17 protein-coding genes and 1 pseudogene are annotated in these 15,510 nt (G+C 66.9%); 8 read left to right on the forward strand and 10 right to left on the reverse strand.

The window, feature by feature from the left end; all coding sequences use genetic code 11:
• On the forward strand, nucleotides 1–694 hold a 694-nt coding region (locus QOD90_RS22970), incomplete at its 5' end, for a sensor histidine kinase (protein ID WP_526353396.1).
• A gap of 5 nt (nucleotides 695–699) precedes the next feature.
• Here the strand turns inward: QOD90_RS22970 and QOD90_RS22975 are convergent.
• The 6 genes from QOD90_RS22975 to QOD90_RS23000 form a co-directional block, all read right to left on the reverse strand.
• Nucleotides 700–921, reverse strand: a complete 222-nt coding sequence (locus tag QOD90_RS22975; protein ID WP_526353398.1) for a hypothetical protein — start codon at nucleotides 919–921, stop codon at nucleotides 700–702.
• 88 nt (nucleotides 922–1,009) lie between these two features.
• Nucleotides 1,010–2,149 (reverse strand): acyl-CoA dehydrogenase family protein, encoded by a 1,140-nt coding sequence (locus QOD90_RS22980; protein ID WP_526353400.1) that lies wholly within the window; start codon nucleotides 2,147–2,149, stop codon nucleotides 1,010–1,012.
• A gap of 11 nt (nucleotides 2,150–2,160) precedes the next feature.
• Entirely contained in the window at nucleotides 2,161–3,606 is a 1,446-nt protein-coding gene (gene pntB, locus QOD90_RS22985; protein ID WP_526353402.1) for a Re/Si-specific NAD(P)(+) transhydrogenase subunit beta, read from the reverse strand.
• A 55-nt stretch (nucleotides 3,607–3,661) separates the two neighbouring features.
• Nucleotides 3,662–5,191 carry a Re/Si-specific NAD(P)(+) transhydrogenase subunit alpha gene (locus QOD90_RS22990; RefSeq protein ID WP_526353404.1) on the reverse strand — a complete coding sequence of 510 codons (1,530 nt, stop codon included), beginning with the start codon at nucleotides 5,189–5,191 and terminating at the stop codon, nucleotides 3,662–3,664.
• A 74-nt stretch (nucleotides 5,192–5,265) separates the two neighbouring features.
• Complete coding sequence (locus QOD90_RS22995; protein WP_526353406.1) at nucleotides 5,266–5,604, reverse strand: DUF732 domain-containing protein; 339 nt, start codon at nucleotides 5,602–5,604, stop codon at nucleotides 5,266–5,268.
• A 111-nt stretch (nucleotides 5,605–5,715) separates the two neighbouring features.
• A complete protein-coding gene (locus tag QOD90_RS23000) occupies nucleotides 5,716–6,720 on the reverse strand; it encodes a magnesium transporter CorA family protein (protein ID WP_526353408.1) in 1,005 nt (334 codons plus the stop codon).
• Between the two features lie 155 nt (nucleotides 6,721–6,875).
• Here QOD90_RS23000 and QOD90_RS23005 point away from each other — a divergent pair, with 155 nt between their 5' ends.
• Nucleotides 6,876–7,169, forward strand: coding sequence for a hypothetical protein (locus QOD90_RS23005; protein WP_526353410.1), 294 nt, complete (start codon nucleotides 6,876–6,878; stop codon nucleotides 7,167–7,169).
• On the opposite strand, the gene QOD90_RS23010 is transcribed toward QOD90_RS23005, so the two are convergent.
• Both QOD90_RS23010 and QOD90_RS23015 read right to left on the reverse strand, forming a co-directional pair.
• Nucleotides 7,159–7,491 carry a DUF732 domain-containing protein gene (locus QOD90_RS23010; RefSeq protein ID WP_526353426.1) on the reverse strand — a complete coding sequence of 111 codons (333 nt, stop codon included), beginning with the start codon at nucleotides 7,489–7,491 and terminating at the stop codon, nucleotides 7,159–7,161. The two genes, QOD90_RS23005 and QOD90_RS23010, sit on opposite strands and share 11 nt — an antisense overlap.
• Before the next feature lie 23 nt (nucleotides 7,492–7,514).
• On the reverse strand, nucleotides 7,515–8,306 hold the full coding sequence (locus QOD90_RS23015; RefSeq protein ID WP_526353412.1) for an RNA polymerase sigma factor SigF: 792 nt from the start codon (nucleotides 8,304–8,306) through the stop codon (nucleotides 7,515–7,517).
• A gap of 471 nt (nucleotides 8,307–8,777) precedes the next feature.
• Between QOD90_RS23015 and QOD90_RS23020 the strand changes: the two genes are divergently transcribed.
• The 3 genes from QOD90_RS23020 to QOD90_RS23030 are packed head-to-tail and all read left to right on the forward strand — an operon-like array spanning nucleotide 8,778 to nucleotide 11,447.
• Nucleotides 8,778–9,641, forward strand: coding sequence for an ABC transporter permease (locus QOD90_RS23020; protein WP_526353414.1), 864 nt, complete (start codon nucleotides 8,778–8,780; stop codon nucleotides 9,639–9,641).
• On the forward strand, nucleotides 9,638–10,666 hold the full coding sequence (locus QOD90_RS23025; RefSeq protein WP_526353416.1) for a taurine ABC transporter substrate-binding protein: 1,029 nt from the start codon (nucleotides 9,638–9,640) through the stop codon (nucleotides 10,664–10,666). The genes QOD90_RS23020 and QOD90_RS23025 overlap by 4 nt, the downstream gene beginning before the upstream one ends.
• The gene (locus QOD90_RS23030; RefSeq protein WP_526353418.1) at nucleotides 10,650–11,447 is read left to right on the forward strand and encodes an ABC transporter ATP-binding protein; all 798 of its coding nucleotides are present in this window, start codon (nucleotides 10,650–10,652) and stop codon (nucleotides 11,445–11,447) included. Before QOD90_RS23025 ends, QOD90_RS23030 begins: the two co-directional genes overlap by 17 nt.
• A 61-nt stretch (nucleotides 11,448–11,508) precedes the next feature.
• On the opposite strand, the gene QOD90_RS23035 is transcribed toward QOD90_RS23030, so the two are convergent.
• On the reverse strand, nucleotides 11,509–11,622 hold the full coding sequence (locus QOD90_RS23035; protein ID WP_318974354.1) for a hypothetical protein: 114 nt from the start codon (nucleotides 11,620–11,622) through the stop codon (nucleotides 11,509–11,511).
• A gap of 140 nt (nucleotides 11,623–11,762) precedes the next feature.
• Between QOD90_RS23035 and QOD90_RS23040 the strand changes: the two genes are divergently transcribed.
• Both QOD90_RS23040 and QOD90_RS23045 read left to right on the forward strand, forming a co-directional pair.
• Nucleotides 11,763–12,446, forward strand: coding sequence for a TetR/AcrR family transcriptional regulator (locus tag QOD90_RS23040; RefSeq protein ID WP_526353420.1), 684 nt, complete (start codon nucleotides 11,763–11,765; stop codon nucleotides 12,444–12,446).
• Nucleotides 12,443–14,233, forward strand: a complete 1,791-nt coding sequence (locus QOD90_RS23045; protein WP_526353422.1) for an acyl-CoA dehydrogenase C-terminal domain-containing protein — start codon at nucleotides 12,443–12,445, stop codon at nucleotides 14,231–14,233. Before QOD90_RS23040 ends, QOD90_RS23045 begins: the two co-directional genes overlap by 4 nt.
• On the opposite strand, the gene QOD90_RS23050 is transcribed toward QOD90_RS23045, so the two are convergent.
• Entirely contained in the window at nucleotides 14,230–15,330 is a 1,101-nt protein-coding gene (locus QOD90_RS23050; protein ID WP_526353424.1) for an alcohol dehydrogenase catalytic domain-containing protein, read from the reverse strand. The genes QOD90_RS23045 and QOD90_RS23050 overlap by 4 nt on opposite strands.
• Before the next feature lie 53 nt (nucleotides 15,331–15,383).
• Here QOD90_RS23050 and QOD90_RS23055 point away from each other — a divergent pair.
• Nucleotides 15,384–15,510, forward strand: a pseudogene (locus QOD90_RS23055) (acyl-CoA thioesterase); the annotation flags it as partial.

A 15,510-nucleotide genomic window follows, 5' to 3' on the forward strand; every position in this document is an offset into this window, starting at 1 on the left:
GGTCGCCCCGACGGCACTGTGTCTGGTGCTGACCCGCCGCGCGGCCCGCGTCGCCGCGCTGCTCGAGGTGCGCAAGAGGCTGGTCGCCGAGTCGATGCAGGCCGACGAGCGGACCAACCGCGAGTTGGCCGAGCATCTGCACGACGGCCCGTTGCAAACCCTGCTCGCCGCCCGACTGGAACTCGACGAGGTGCGCGAACGCGCGCCCGACCCGGCGCTGGACATGGTCTACGCTGCGCTCAACGAGACCGCGGCCGGCCTCCGATCGACGGTGACGGCGCTGCACCCCCAGGTGCTCGCGCAGCTCGGGCTGACGCCAGGCATCCGAGAACTGTTGCGGCAGTACGAGAGTCGCGGTGACTTCACGGTCGACGCCGAGCTCGAAGACGTCGGCAAGCCCGCCTCGCAGGCCCTGCTGTACCGGGCGGCGCGCGAACTTCTCGCCAACATCACCAAGCACGCAGGTGCCAGCGAGGTCACGGTGCGGCTGTTCCGCGATGGCGACCGCGTGGTGCTCACCGTGGCCGACGACGGCGCGGGCTTCGAGCCCTCGATCGTCGATCAGCGCGTCGCCGAGGGACACATCGGGCTGGCGTCGTTGCAGGCCCGTTTCGATGCGATGGGTGGTGCGATGACGATCGACTCCACCGTCGGCCGGGGCACGTCGGTCACCGTGGCGTCGCCGCCCGATTAGCACCGTCAGTCGCCGAAGTTGAACCGGTGGTGGCGATGCCAGCGGGCCCCGGGTTGCACCGTCTGCGGCGGGGTGGCCCGAATGGTCGGAGCATGGAAGTTGCCGGAGTCGTTGGAGGAGATCGACGGGGCGGCGTTGGCCACCGCGGCCGTGCCGACGACGGCGCCGCCGGCGATGCCCGCAGCGAGGATCGGAAGTGCGAGGTAGCGAGCTATGGAGTAAGTCATGACCCCACTGTGTCGCGTGGCGGGGGCGACGTCTGTCGGGTGACCGGCGGTCGCACCGGATGAATCGCGTTCCCCTGATCGGGGGACCCTAGGTCGTCAGGCCGCGCGCGATGACCAGGCGCTGAATCTGATTGGTGCCCTCGAAGATCTGGGTGATCTTGGCTTCGCGCATGTAGCGCTCGACCCGGTAGTCCCGCGTGTAGCCCGCCCCGCCGAACACCTGCACGGCGTCGGTGGTGACCTTCATCGCGGCATCGGTGGCGACCATCTTCGCGACGCTGGCCTGTGTCGAGTACGGCCGTCCGAGGTCGCGCCTGCGCGCGGCGTCGAGGTAGGTGGCCCTGGCACTGCCAACGGCGGCAGCCATGTCGGCGAGCAGGAAGCCGAGGCCCTGATGATCGATGATCTTGCGGCCGAACGTGGTTCGCTCGTTGGCGTAGCGGCACGCGTCGTCGAGGGCGGCCTGCGCGATGCCGGTCGCGACGGCGGCGATGCCCAGCCGACCGGAATCGAGCGCGCTGAACGCGATCTGCAACCCCTGGCCCTCGGCGCCGATGCGGCGGTCCCCGTCGATCCGGGCGTTGTCGTAGAACGCCGACGTCGTCGGGACGGCCGACAGGCCCATCTTCTCCTCGGGCTTGCCGAAGCTCAGGCCTTCGAGGTCGCCGGGAATCAGGAAGCAGGAAATGCCGCGGGAGCCCTCGCCGGTGCGCGCAAACAGCGTGTAGAAGTCGGCGACGCCGCCGTGGGTGATCCAGGACTTCGACCCGTTGATGACGTATCCCGCGTCGGTCGCTACTGCAGCACACCGCAGGGCGGCCGCGTCCGAACCGGCCTGTGGCTCCGAAAGGCTGTAGGCGCCGATCCGTTCGCCCGACAACATCTCGGGAAGCCAGCGCTGCTTCTGCTCATCGGTGCCGAACGTCAGAAGGGGGTGCGACGACAGGCTGTGCACGCTGACGGCGACGGCGACGGCCGCCCAGCGGGCCGCGATCTCCTCGAGCACCTGGAGATAGACCTCGTAGGGCTGTCCACCGCCACCCCACTCCTCGGGCTGCGGCAGGCTCAGCAGGCCCGCCGCACCGAGCTGGGCGAACACCCCTTCGGGGTAGGTCTCGGTGCGCTCGTGCTCGTCGACGATCGGGTCAAGCAGCTTGTCGGCTACGTCGCGGGTCAGCGCAATCAGTTCGTGCGCGTCGTCAGTGGGCAGGAGGCGGTCAACCGGCATGGTTGGATATCCTAGTTTCCGGCGTGGGCCGCCTCTGACAGCGCGGCGTTGATCGCGTCCACGCGGTCCTTGGCGTCGCCGAAGAGCATCTGGGTGTTCTCCCGGAAGAACAGCGGGTTCTGCACGCCTGCGTAGCCCGACGCCATGGAGCGCTTGAAGACGATGACGTGGTCGGCGTTCCACACCGTCAGCACGGGCATGCCGGCGATGGGGCTGCTCGGATCCTCCGATGCCGCAGGGTTGACGGTGTCGTTGGCGCCGATGACCAGGACGACCGAGGTGCCGTCGAAGTCGTCATTGATCTCGTCCATCTCCAGCACGATGTCGTAGGGCACCTTGGCCTCGGCCAGCAACACGTTCATGTGACCGGGCAGCCGGCCCGCAACGGGGTGGATGCCGAACCGGACGTCGACCCCCCGCGCGCGCAGCTTGCGGGTCAGGTCGGCAACCCCGTACTGGGCCTGGGCGACGGCCATGCCGTAACCGGGGGTGATGATCACCGAGCTGGCTGACTCGAGCAGTTCGGCCGCGCCATCGGCGGTGATCTCGCGGTGCTCGCCGTAGTCCTTGTCCTCGCTCGGCCCGGCCTCGATGCCGAAGCCACCGGCGATGACCGAGATGAACGACCGGTTCATCGCCTTGCACATGATGTAGGACAGGTAGGCACCGGAGGAGCCGACGAGCGCGCCGGTCACGATGAGTAGGTCGTTGGACAGCAGGAAGCCCGACGCCGCGGCGGCCCAGCCCGAGTAGCTGTTGAGCATCGACACCACGACGGGCATGTCCCCGCCACCGATCGAGGCGACCAGATGCCAGCCGAGAAGCAGGGCCAGCACCGTGACGGCGATCAGGAGCCACAGCTGCGGGGAGATGACGAACCAGACGGTGAGCGCGAAGAACAGCACGAGCGCGCCGACGTTGAGGATGTTCTTGCCGGGCAGCATCAGGGGCGTGGACTTGATGCGCGCCGAGAGCTTGAGGTTGGCCACGATCGACCCGGTGAACGTGACGGCGCCGATGAACACGCCGATGAAGACCTCGGCGGAGTGGATGCCGAGCAGGTGCTCTCCATTCAGCAGCGCGGCTTCGGAACCTGCGATGTCGTGTTCGGCGTGCAGGTAGCCGTTCCAGCCCACCAGCACCGCGGCGAGGCCGACGAAGCTGTGCAGCAGCGCGATCAACTCGGGCATCCCGGTCATCTCGACGACGCGGGCCCGCCACAGGCCGATCGCGGCGCCGATCGCCATCGCGCCGACCAGCAGGCCAACGCCCACCGGTTCGATGTGCCTGGCCAGCGCCAGCGCGATGGTCGCGATCAGCGCGACCGCCATGCCTGCGATGCCGAAGGTGTTGCCGGACCGCGACGTCTCGTGCTTCGACAGCCCGGCCAGGGCCAGGATGAACAGCAGGGCCGCGACGACGTATGCCGCGGTGGCAGTGGTCTCTAGGGTGAGCATGCAATCCGTCCGATCAGGGGAAGCTCAAGGGGGCAGGCGGTAAGGGTCGGCGTGGTCAGCTACGCGAGAACATCGCGAGCATGCGGCGCGTCACCGCGAACCCACCGAAGACGTTGATGCTGGCGAGCAGGGTGGCGACGGCAGCAAGGGCGGTCACCACGGCGTCACCGTGGCCGATCTGCAGCAGCGCACCGACGACGATGATGCCCGAGATCGCGTTGGTCACCGACATCAGCGGGGTGTGCAACGCATGGTGCACGTGCCCGATCACGTAGTAGCCGATCACGATCGCCAGGGCGAAGACCGTCAGGTGAACCTGCAGCGCGGCCGGGGATAGCGCGATGAGCGCGAACAGCACTGCGGCGGCGACGAACGTGACCCCCAACCGGCGAGCCTGCGTCATCGGCTGCTTGACCTTTGGTGCCTCGACCGGGGCGGCAGCGGCGGCGGGTGCGGCCGACACCTGCACCGGCGGCGGCGGCCAGGTGGTCTCACCGTTGCGCACGACGGTCACCGAACGCTGGACGACGTCGTCCCAGTCCAGCACGAGCTGGCCGTCCTTCTCCGGAGTGAGCAGCTTGAGCAGGTTCACCAGGTTGGTGCCGTAGAGCTGGGAGGCAGTGGCGGGCAATCGCCCGGCCAGGTCGGTGTAGCCGATGATCGTCACACCGTGGTCGGTGACGATGGACTGATCCTTGACGGTGCCCTCGACGTTGCCACCGTTGGCCGCCGCCATGTCGACGATCACGCTGCCCGGCTTCATCGAGGCGACCATCTCCGCGGTGATGATGCGGGGCGCAGGCCGGCCGGGGATCAGCGCGGTGGTGATGATGATGTCGACGTCTCGGGACTGCTCGGCGTAAAGCGCCGCCTCGCGGGCCTTGTAGTCGTCGCCCATCTCCTTGGCGTAACCGGTGGCCGAGACCTCCGCGGCCGCCGGGTCGACGTAGAGGTACTCCCCGCCGAGGGACTTGACCTGGTCGGCGACCTCGGGCCGTGGGTCGGTGGCCCGCACGATGGCGCCCATGCTGCCCGCCGCGCCGATGGCGGACAGCCCGGCCACGCCGGCGCCGACCACCAGCACCTTGGCCGGCGGCACCTTGCCCGCCGCCGTCACCTGCCCGGTGAAGAACCGGCCGAAGCCGTGCGCGGCCTCGACGACGGCCCGATACCCGGCGATGTTGGCCATCGACGACAGCACGTCCAGCGACTGGGCCCGCGAGATGCGAGGAACGGCGTCCATCGCCAACACCGTGATCGGGCGGGCGGCCAGCTTCTCGACCAGCTCGGGGTTCAATGCCGGCGAGATCAGGCTGATGAGCGTGGCGTTGTCCTTCAGCGCGGCGATCTCGCCGTCCGAGGGGGCGTTGACCTTGAGTACCACGTCGGCGGACAGAGCCTCTTCGCGTGCACCGACGCTGGCGCCGGCTTCGACATAGGCGGTATCGGCGAAGCTGGAGGCGGCGCCGGCACCGGACTCGACGACGACGGAGTAGCCCAGTTTGATGAGTTGTTCGCTGGTCTGCGGCGTGGCGGCGACACGCGTCTCACCCGCGTGAGACTCCCGCGGTATCCCGATGATCATTCGAAGAGTCTGCCATTCGCTCCATGACCTCGCGCGTACCCCTCCGGCGCTAAGCGGGTCGGACTCGCGAGACGTCAGGCGGTCATCTGGGGGATGAACTTCGGGCAGTAGGCGTAGGTGGCCTCGACGACGAAGACGGCGGCCTGGTGCGCGGTGAGGTCGGTGTCGCTCATGATGTCCTGGCCGACGTCGGTGCCGCTCTCCCCGCCCGCGAGGTAGCTGCAGACCAGCTGCCCGGCCTGGATCGCCGTTTTGGTCGAGTCGAAGGTGATGCCCTCGGCGGAGATGTTCGTCAGGAATTCCGAGTCGGCCGAACCGGCGGATGCCGTCGCGGCACCTGCGAAGGCGGCCAGCCCGAAGGCGCCCGCGGCGATGGCGGTGGTGGCGAAGGTGGCGATGCGGGTGCTGAACATTTCGGTGGTCTCCCGGGTGCTGTAGGTGGTTTTCGCTCTCGCGTCTTGCGATGTGCGAACAGCATCCGATGGCGGTCTTGGCGGATTCTCAATGGATTCTTGGAGGCGGAATCATAGCCAGTCTCGCTTGCGGAACATCACGTACAGCAGCGCCACCACGATCACGATCACGGCCGAACTGGCGACGAAACCCGCGACGGTGTTGATCCCTGGATACTCGACGTTCTGCCCGTAGAAGCCGGTGACGGCCGTCGGCACGGCGATGATGGCCGCCCAGCCGGTGAGCTTCTTCATCACGGTGTTCAGCCGGGCGTCCTGCAGCGACAGATTCGTCTCGAAGACCGTTGTGACCATGTCGCGCAACGACTCCGTCCACTCCGATGCTCGCAGCACGTGGTCATAGAGGTCGTCGTACAGCGGATTGAGTTCGGGTGAGGTCTTCGCGTCCAGCCGTCGGCTCTTGATGGCGCTGACGACTTCGCGCATGGGCAGCACCACCCTGCGCAACTCGACGAGGTCCTTGCGATAGCGGAAGGTGCGACGTTGCAAGCCGCGTCTGGGGCCGTCGTCGTCGAACAACTCGTCTTCGAGGGATTCGATGCCGTCGTCGAGCGACTGCACGGCGTCGAAGTGCCCGTCGACGACGACGTCGAGCAGGCCGTGCACCAACGCGCCGACCCCGTACTGCTGGCCGCCGAGCTCGTCGAACCGCTGAGAGACCTCATCCATGCCAAAGCCCGGGTCGTCGCCCGCGCTCGGTGGCAGGCGCACCGTGATCAGCCCGCGAGGCAACACGAACGCCGAGATGCGGTGCTTGACCAACGTCGAGGTCGAGTCGTCCACGGGGGTGAGCATCTGAATGGCGTAGACGGTGAAGAACGTGTGCGTGCGATACACGGTGGCCTTGGTGCGCTCGTTCGGCGCCGTCGCGTCCTCGACTGCCCAGATGTTGAGCGTCAGTTCGTCGGCAAGCGCACGAAGCGTGTCGTGATCGGGGTCGTAGATGTCGGCCCACACCAGGGTGTCGTCGTCGGCAAGGCAGTCCGAGATGGCGGAGAACGTGAACCCGTCCACCGGTTTGCCTGATCGCCACACCCGTCCACGTACCTCGGTCATGACGCCATCATCCCCCGAAAACCGGCCTGCGACCGCTGATCTCGATTGCGCACCGATCACGTATCGAGATCCGCGGGCGCGGTCTCGCGCCGTCTTCCCGGCCGCACCATGGCGAGCAGTGATTCTCGTAATCGACGACAAGGAGTGCGGCTGCCATGAGCGTCGTGGTTGAACGTGGACTCGCGCGGTGCCCACGATGCGTTGCGGTCGCCGACTACACCTTCGTCGAATCGGGACCCAATTCCGTTCGCTACGAAGTGCATTGCCGCAAGTGTGGCGAAGCCTATTGCGAGGTGCACTCTCCAGTGACACCAGACTTCGCGGCGGCCGTCGAGGCACTGGTGGTCTGCCCACCCCCCGTCCCGCCGTCGGCCTTCGAGATGCACAAACGGCGAGCGGTGGCCTGGCTGGTCACTGCGCGTCTGCTCGCACAGAAGATCAAGCGGTGATCTGGTCCATCAGACCCGGGCAGTAGGCGCTGGCGGCCTCCACGATGAAGACGGCGGACTGATGGGCCGTTAGATCGCTGTTGGACATGATCTCGTCGCTGATGCTCACCCCGGTCCGGCCGTGAGCCAGGTAGTTGCACACCAGGCCGCCCTGCTGGACCGCCGCCCGTTCCGAGGTGAAGGTGATGCCCTCCGACGAGATGCCGTCGAGGAAGCCGTCGTCGAGCGAGCTGGGAACAGCATCGGAGTCCGCTCTTGGCGGATTCTCAACGAATTCTTGGCGGTCGGCCGAACGCGAGCGAGGCCCCTCCCCGGATGCCAGGGAGGGGCCTCATCGACGCGGGTCTACAGCTGTTCGCGCAGCTCCCGCAGGGTCTTCTCCAGGATCCGAGAGACGTGCATCTGGGAAACGCCGATGCGTTCGGCGATCTGACTCTGGGTCATGGACTCGAAGAAGCGGAGGTAGAGCACGGTGCGCTCGCGCTCCGGCAAGGCGGCGAGCAGGGGCCGAACCGTCTCCTGATCGGTGATGCGGTCGAACTCGAAGTCGACCTCACCCACCGTGTCGGAGACCATCCGCGGTGCCGAATCCCCGCTGGACACGGGCGCATCAATGGAATGGACGCGGTATGCCTCGGCAGCCAGCAGGCTGTCGACGATATCCTCGCGGCGCATGTCCAGGTGTGTCGCCAACTGGCCCGCGGACGGAGCCCGTCCCAGCGTTTGGGTCAATTCCATTGTCGCCCTGGTGATGTGGCCGTGCCGATCCTTGAGGCGACGAGGAACGTGCATCGACCAACCGTGGTCACGGAAGTGTCTCCGCACCTCGCCCATCATGGTGGGGACGGCGAAGGCGACGAAGTGCGAGCCCTTGGTGGGATCGAATCGGTTGACGGCCTTGACGAGGCCAAGGCGGGCGACCTGCGTCAGGTCTTCGATGTCCTCGCCGCGACCACCGTAGTGCCGTGCGATGCGGTCGGCCAGGGCCAAGCATCGATTGAAGATGGCCTCGCGTTGGCGAGCGGCGTCCTCGACCTCGGTCAACGTGCCATGCAGCCTGTTGAACATGACCATGACGTCGGCATACTCGTCGACCTGTTGAATGTCTTCGACTGGGCGTTCCAATTGAGCGGTCACGAGGGCGTCACCTCGCCGCTGACTCCGTCGATAGCTTCTGTGGTGCTGGGCTGGATTATCACTTATGGACCCCCTAACAGGCGTCCAAGGGCGCAGCGCAAGACACGGAGGGCAACCTCGGTGCAGCGTTGAGCCCGAACCGTCGTTGACGGAGCTGGCGATCTGCCATGGCCTCACGGATGAAATGGGCGCAAATACCCGCAGGAGTCTCTACGAGTGGGCGCTACCAATTTGAACGCGGGGCCAAATGCCCGCTTTCCGCTAAACGGGGATGTCCAGAAGGACGCCTCTCAGCATACGCCCCTCGGAGCGAATACGGGTAGGCGATGACTAAAACTCGCCACGAGCGCAGCCATTTACCCGGGTGGCGACGCCCGGTAGAAACAGTGGGTGACTGCGACACCGCCCGTTGACTCCTGCTGTCGCTGAACGCATTCCGTCCAGCCCAGCTTGCAGAAAGTCGCAGGAACAGTGTCCGTCTTCGTAGACATCACCCCCGATGAGTCGGGTATCGACTCGTCGGTTGAACGCGTACCTCAAGGCAAGTGGCGCGGCCGTGCGACCAGAGCGGCGCTACCCCTGCTCTCCGTCGTCGTCTTCGGGATCGGGTGGCAGCTGGTTGCCGCCGCGGGGATCTGGAACCAGACGTTCGTCCCCTATCCGAGCACGGTGTGGAAGGCCTTCATCGACGTCTCGACGACCCACGACGGAACCCGCGGGTACGCGGGTTATCTGCTGTGGGAGCACCTCTACATGACGTTGCGGCGGGTGCTGGTCGGCGTCGTCATCGGGGTAGGTCTCGGCGTCGCGCTCGGCCTGGTCATGGGATCGGTCGGGTGGGTGCGCAGCGTTCTCGAGCCGTGGCTGACCTTCCTCCGGGCGCTGCCGCCGCTGGCCTACTTCTTCCTGCTCGTCATTTGGCTGGGCATCGACGAGGCGCCGAAGATCACGCTGCTGGCATTGGCCGCACTTCCGCCCGCCGCGGTGGCGACGACGGCCGCGGTCGTTGCCGCGCCCGTCGGCCTTACTGAAGCGGCCCGCGCACTCGGGGCGACCCGCCTCCAGGTGATTCGCGACGTGGTGGTGCCGTCGGCCCTGCCCGAAACGTTCACCGGAATCCGCCTGGCGGTCGGCATGGCCTACTCGTCGGTGGTCGCCGCCGAGCTGTTCAACGGCATCCCCGGCATCGGCGGCCTCGTCAAGGACGCAAGCAACTACAACAACACCCCCGTGGTGCTGGTCGGCATCTTCGCCATCGGCTTCTCGGGCCTGATCATCGACGGTCTGCTTCGTTCCGTAGAACGACGCGCCGTCCCATGGAGAGGAAAGATATGAACCTGAGAGCGCTACTAGTCGCGGCGGTCGTCACGACTCTGGCGGTGGCGGGCTGCTCGGTGGACCACTCCGGTCAGGACGCCAGCAAGCCGACGATTCGCATTGGCTACCAATCGTTTCCGAGCGGCGACCTGATCGTCAAGAACAACAAGTGGCTCGAACAGGCGCTGCCCGACTACAACATCAAGTGGACGAAGTTCGACTCGGGCGCCGACATCAACACCGCGTTCATCGCCAAGGAACTCGACTTCGGCGCGCTGGGCTCCAGCCCCGTCGCCCGTGGCCTGTCCGCGCCGTTGAACATTCCGTACAAGGTCGCCTTCGTCCTCGACGTCGCCGGCGACAACGAGGCACTCGTGGCCCGCAACGGTAGTGGCGTCAACACTTTTCCCGACCTGAAGGGCAAGCGCGTCGGCACGCCGTTCGCGTCGACCGCGCACTACAGCCTGCTGGCAGCGCTGGCGCAAAACAACCTGTCGTCCACGGACGTTCAGCTCGTCGACCTGCAGCCCCAGGCGATCCTCGCGGCGTGGGACCGCGGCGACATCGACGCCGCATACACCTGGCTGCCCACGCTCGACGACCTTCGCAAGACCGGCAAGGATCTGATCACCAGCCGCCAACTGGCCAAGGATGGCAAGCCGACACTCGACCTTTCGGCGGTCTCCAACGAGTTCGCCGACGCACACCCGGACGTCGTCGACACCTGGCGCAAGCAGGAAGCCCGCGCGCTCACGACCATCAAGGACGATCCGAACGCGGCGGCCAAGGCCATCGCCGCCGAGATCGGTCTGAGCCCGGAAGACGTCGTCGGACAGCTCAAGCAGGGCGTGTACCTGACTCCCGGCCAGGTGGCATCCGCCGAATGGCTCGGATCCGAAGGGGCGCCGGGCAACATCGCGGCCAACCTTGAGAGTGCATCGGAATTCCTGGCCGAGCAGAAGCAGATCCCGAATGCCGCCCCACTCAAGACGTTTCAGGACGCCATCTACACCAAGGGACTTCCCGGTGCCCTCAACCAGTGAGCAGACCAACGCCGTGGGAAGTGCAGTCCGGGGCGGTGTCCGAATCGAGAACCTCGCGCATCGCTACGGAGACGTGACGGCGCTCGGTCCGGTGAACCTCGACGTCGAACCAGGGGCGTTCCTGGTCTTGGTCGGCGCGTCGGGCTGCGGCAAGAGCACACTGCTGCGGCTCATCGCCGGCTTCGAGGAGCCGAGCACCGGGCGGGTGCAGGTCTCGGGCGACGCCCCCACCCCCGGCGTGACCGCGGGTGTCGTCTTTCAGCAGCCTCGGCTGTTCCCGTGGCGCACCGTCGGCGGCAACGTCGACCTCGCCCTCAAGTACGCCAAGGTGCCCCGCGAGAGGCGGGCCGAGCGGCGCGACCAGCTGTTGCAGCGCGTCGGACTCGACGGCACCGCGGACCGGAAGATCTGGGAGATCAGCGGTGGTCAGCAGCAGCGAGTCGCGATCGCGCGGGCCCTCGCAGCCGAGACGCCACTGTTCCTCCTCGACGAACCGTTCGCTGCCCTCGACGCCCTCACCAGGGAACGACTGCAGGAAGACGTCCGCCAGGTCAGCGCGGAAACCGGTCGCACCACGGTATTCGTTACGCACAGCGCGGACGAGGCCGCCTTCCTGGGCTCTCGCATCGTCGTGCTGACCCGCAGGCCGGGCCAGGTTGCGTTGGACCTTCCCGTCGATCTGCCACGCACCGGGATCGACCCCGACGAGCTGAGGCGCTCCCCCGAGTACACGCGGCTGCGCGCCGAAGTGGGACGTGCGGTGAAGGCCGCCGCCGCTTAGCTTCGGCGCAGCAAGAACTGGCACTGGCACCCTTGGGCGCCAGTGCCAGGTTGACTGTTTCTTAGACGGGCGGATAGGCGGGCGGCGGGTAGACGCCGCGCAGGCCCCATGGAACGAAGTTGAAGAAGTACTCGATCTCGTCGCTGGCGTCGTAGTCAGGATTCGGATCCATCAATACCTCCATGCGAGACGACTTTGAGCAAAGTCTAGCCCGGAAGGCCCCGCGCCGAACAGTGGAAGAGAGCGATTGCCTAAACTGGCCAACCAGTTGATTGGTCCCCGGGCGAAGGCCCCACCTACCTATAGTGAGTCGCCATGTCCACCGAATCTGATCCTCTTCGCGCAAGCGGCTCATCGACGAATTCGGCCAACGGCCTGACCCGCCGAGAGGAACTGCTGGCCGTCGCCACCAAGCTGTTCGCCGCTCGGGGCTACCACGGCACCCGGATGGACGACGTCGCCGACGCGGTGGGGCTGAACAAGGCCACGGTGTACCACTACTACGCCAGCAAGTCGCTGATCCTGTTCGACATCTGTAAGAGTGCCGCCGACTTCACCGTTGGCGCCCTCCATGACGACCCAACGGCCTCGGCGCGCGAGATGATCTACCACTTCACGCGCCGCCTACTGGTCGGCATCGCCAGCGACATCGAGCGCGGCGCCGTCTACTTCCAGGAGGCGCCGTACATCACGGAGTGGTTCACCGAGGAGCAGGTGGCCTACATCCGCAAGGCCGAGACATCGGTGTACGAGCACGTCCGCGACGTCATCGACCGCGGCATCGCCAGCGGTGAGTTCTACGACTGCGACTCCCACGTCCTGGCGCTCGGCTACATCGGCATGACCCTCGGGTCCTACCGCTGGCTGCGGCCGCAGGGTCGCCGCACTGCGCAGGAGATCGCCGTCGAGTTCAGCACCGCGCTGCTGCGCGGTCTGATCCGCGACGAAGCCGTGCGCATCGACGAGCCCCTCGGCATCGACGTCGCAGGCGCGAAGTGAAGTCCACTCTGCTGTCGCGACGCGACATCGACTTCCTGCTGTACGAGTGGCTACGCGTCGACGAGCTGACCAAGCGCGACCGGTTCGCCGAGCATTCCCGCGACACGTTCGACGGCGTGCTGGACCTCAGCGAGGAGCTGGCCGAGAAGTACTTCGCTCCCCACAACAAGAAGAGCGATGCCAACGAGCCGACTTTCGACGGCAACCACGTCACCGTCATCGGTGAGGTCAAGGACGCCATCGAGGCGTTCGCGCAGGCCGACCTGATCGGCGCCAGCATGGACGAGGCCCTCGGCGGCGCCCAGCTGCCGGTCTGCGTGGCCCAGGCGGCGTTCGCGTACATCTCGGCCGCCAACGTCAGCACCTCTGGTTACCTGATGCTGACGGTCGCCAACGCGAATCTCATCTCCAAGTTCGGCGATGCCGAACAGGTCGAGACGTTCGTGAAGCCGATGCTCGCCGGCCGGTTCACCGGCACGATGGCGCTCTCCGAGACGCAGGCCGGCTCATCGCTGGCGGACATCCTGACCCGGGCGGAGCCAAGGGACGACGGGACGTACCGCCTGTTCGGCTCGAAGATGTGGATCTCCGGCGCCGAGCACGAACTCACCGACAACATCGTCAACCTGGTGCTCGCTAAGATCCCCGGTGGACCGGCGGGCACGAAGGGCATCTCCTTGTTCATCGTGCCGAAGTATCTCGTCGGTGCCGACGGTTCGGTCGGGGACCGCAACGACGTCACCCTGGCCGGGCTGAATCACAAGATGGGTCAACGAGGTATCAGCAACACGGTGCTGAACTTCGGCGAAGGAGTCCACACTCCGAACGGTGAAGCTGGCGCGGTGGGCTATCTCGTCGGCGAGCCGCACCGTGGCCTGATCTACATGTTCCACATGATGAACGAGGCCCGCCTTGCCGTCGGGATGGGCGCGGTGTCACTCGGCTACACGGGTTATCTCAAGTCAGTCGAGTACGCGCGCGAACGGCCACAGGGCAGGTTGGTGAAGGACCCGTCCACGCCGCAGGTGCCGATCGTCGAACACGCGGACGTCAAGCGAATGTTGTTGGCGCAGAAAGCCTATGTCGAAGGCGGCCTCGCCCTCGGGCTGTACTGCACCAAGCTGATCGACCTGCAGCGCACCGCGGAGTCCGACGAGGAACGCGACGCCACCTCGCTACTGCTCGACATCCTGGTCCCGGTGGCGAAGAGCTGGCCCTCGCAGTGGTGCCTCGAGGCGAACAGCCTGGCCATCCAGGTGCACGGCGGGTACGGGTACACCCGCGAGTACGACGTCGAGCAGCACTACCGCGACAATCGACTGAACCCGATTCACGAGGGCACCAACGGCATCCAGAGTCTGGATCTCTTGGGCCGCAAGGTCACCCAGCGCGACGGCGCCAGCCTCGCCGAGCTGGGCAAGGCCGTCACGGCGGCGATCGAGCAGGCCACCACCGCTGGTGGCGAGACGGCTGAGCTTGCCGCCCTGTTGAACTCGTCCTGGCAGCGACTGGTCGAGGTGACGGGTGCGATGTTCGCCGCCGGCGATGCCGAGGCGGCACTCGCCAACAGTGCGATCTACCTCGAGGCGTTTGGGCACGTCGTGGTCGCGTGGATCTGGCTCGAGCAGGTCATCGCCGCCGACGGGTTGTCGGGGGACTTCTACGACGGCAAGCGGCAGGCGGCGCGGTTCTTCTTCCGATACGAGTTGCCGAGGACGGCACCACAGCTCGACCTGCTCGAGCGCATGGACCGGACCACCTTGGAGATGCGCGACGCCTGGTTCTAGCCGAAGTCGATGATCTGCCGCACGGCGTGCCCGTCGGCGAGCTGATCCATGCCCTCGTTGATCTGCTCCAAGTCGATCGTCGACGACACCAGCGCCTCCACCGGGAGGCGGCCGGACCGCCACAGCTGGACGAACCGGGGGATGTCCCTCGCCGGCACCGCCGAGCCAAGATAGCTACCGATCAGCGACCTGCCCTCGGCAACGAAACCCAACGGCGACAACGTGATTCGAGCGTCCGGATGGGGGAGTCCCACCGTCACGGTGCGCCCGCCCGGCGCGGTCAGCGCGATGGCCGTCTCCAGCGCGGCGGGGTGCCCGGCGGCCTCGATCACGATCGCCGCCTTCTCGGCGCCCACCTCATCCGGCGCGTAGGCGGCGTGGGCGCCCAAGGCAAGCGCCCGCTCCAGCTTGTCCGGCACCCGGTCGACGGCGATCACCCGGACGTCGTCGTGCGCCAGCGCCGTCAGCAGCGCCGCCATGCCAACCCCGCCCATGCCGACGATCGCGACCGTGTCGCCCGGTCGGGGTCGGCCCGCGTTGAGCACCGCGCCGCCACCGGTGAGCACCGCGCACCCCAACAGAGATGCCACCACGGGTGGGACGTCACGGTCCACAGGGACGACGGAACGGCGGTCGACGACGGCATGCGACGCGAAGGCCGAGACGCCGAGATGATGCAGAACCGGCGCGCCGTCGGCGGCCAACCGCGTGCCACCGCCCAGCAGTACGCCCTCGCCGTTGGCGGCGCTGCCGGCGATGCATGGCGCGAGCCCGTCGGTGTCGCAGGCCGTGCACTCGCCGCATCTCGGCAGGAACGTCATCACGACGCGCTGCCCGACGGCTAGGTCGGACACGCCGGCGCCCACCTGCTCGACGATGCCCGCCGCCTCGTGCCCGAGCAGCATCGGCACCGGTCGTACCCGGGAGCCGTTGACGACGGACAGGTCGGAGTGGCACAGCCCGGCTGCCTCGATGCGGACCAGCAACTCGGTGTGACCGGGCGGCGCGAGTTCCAGCTCGGTGATCCTCAGCGGCTTGGATTCGGCATACCGGGGTGGCGCCCCGATCCGGTCGAGGACGGCTCCACGGATCTTCACTCCACCAGCTTGCCAGTCCCGCCCGGCGGGGCGGGGCCTGAAAGACTTGCCACATGAGCGCTAGCGAGCGGGAGCTGACGTCTCGCGACTTTCCGGTGCACTGGCCGGTGTTGACGCGATGGACCGACAACGACATGTTCGGCCATCTCAACAATGCGGTGTACTACGAACTGTTCGACA

Origin of the sequence: Mycobacterium sp. (assembly GCF_032161845.1) — a bacterium.
GTDB lineage: Bacteria > Actinomycetota > Actinomycetes > Mycobacteriales > Mycobacteriaceae > Mycobacterium.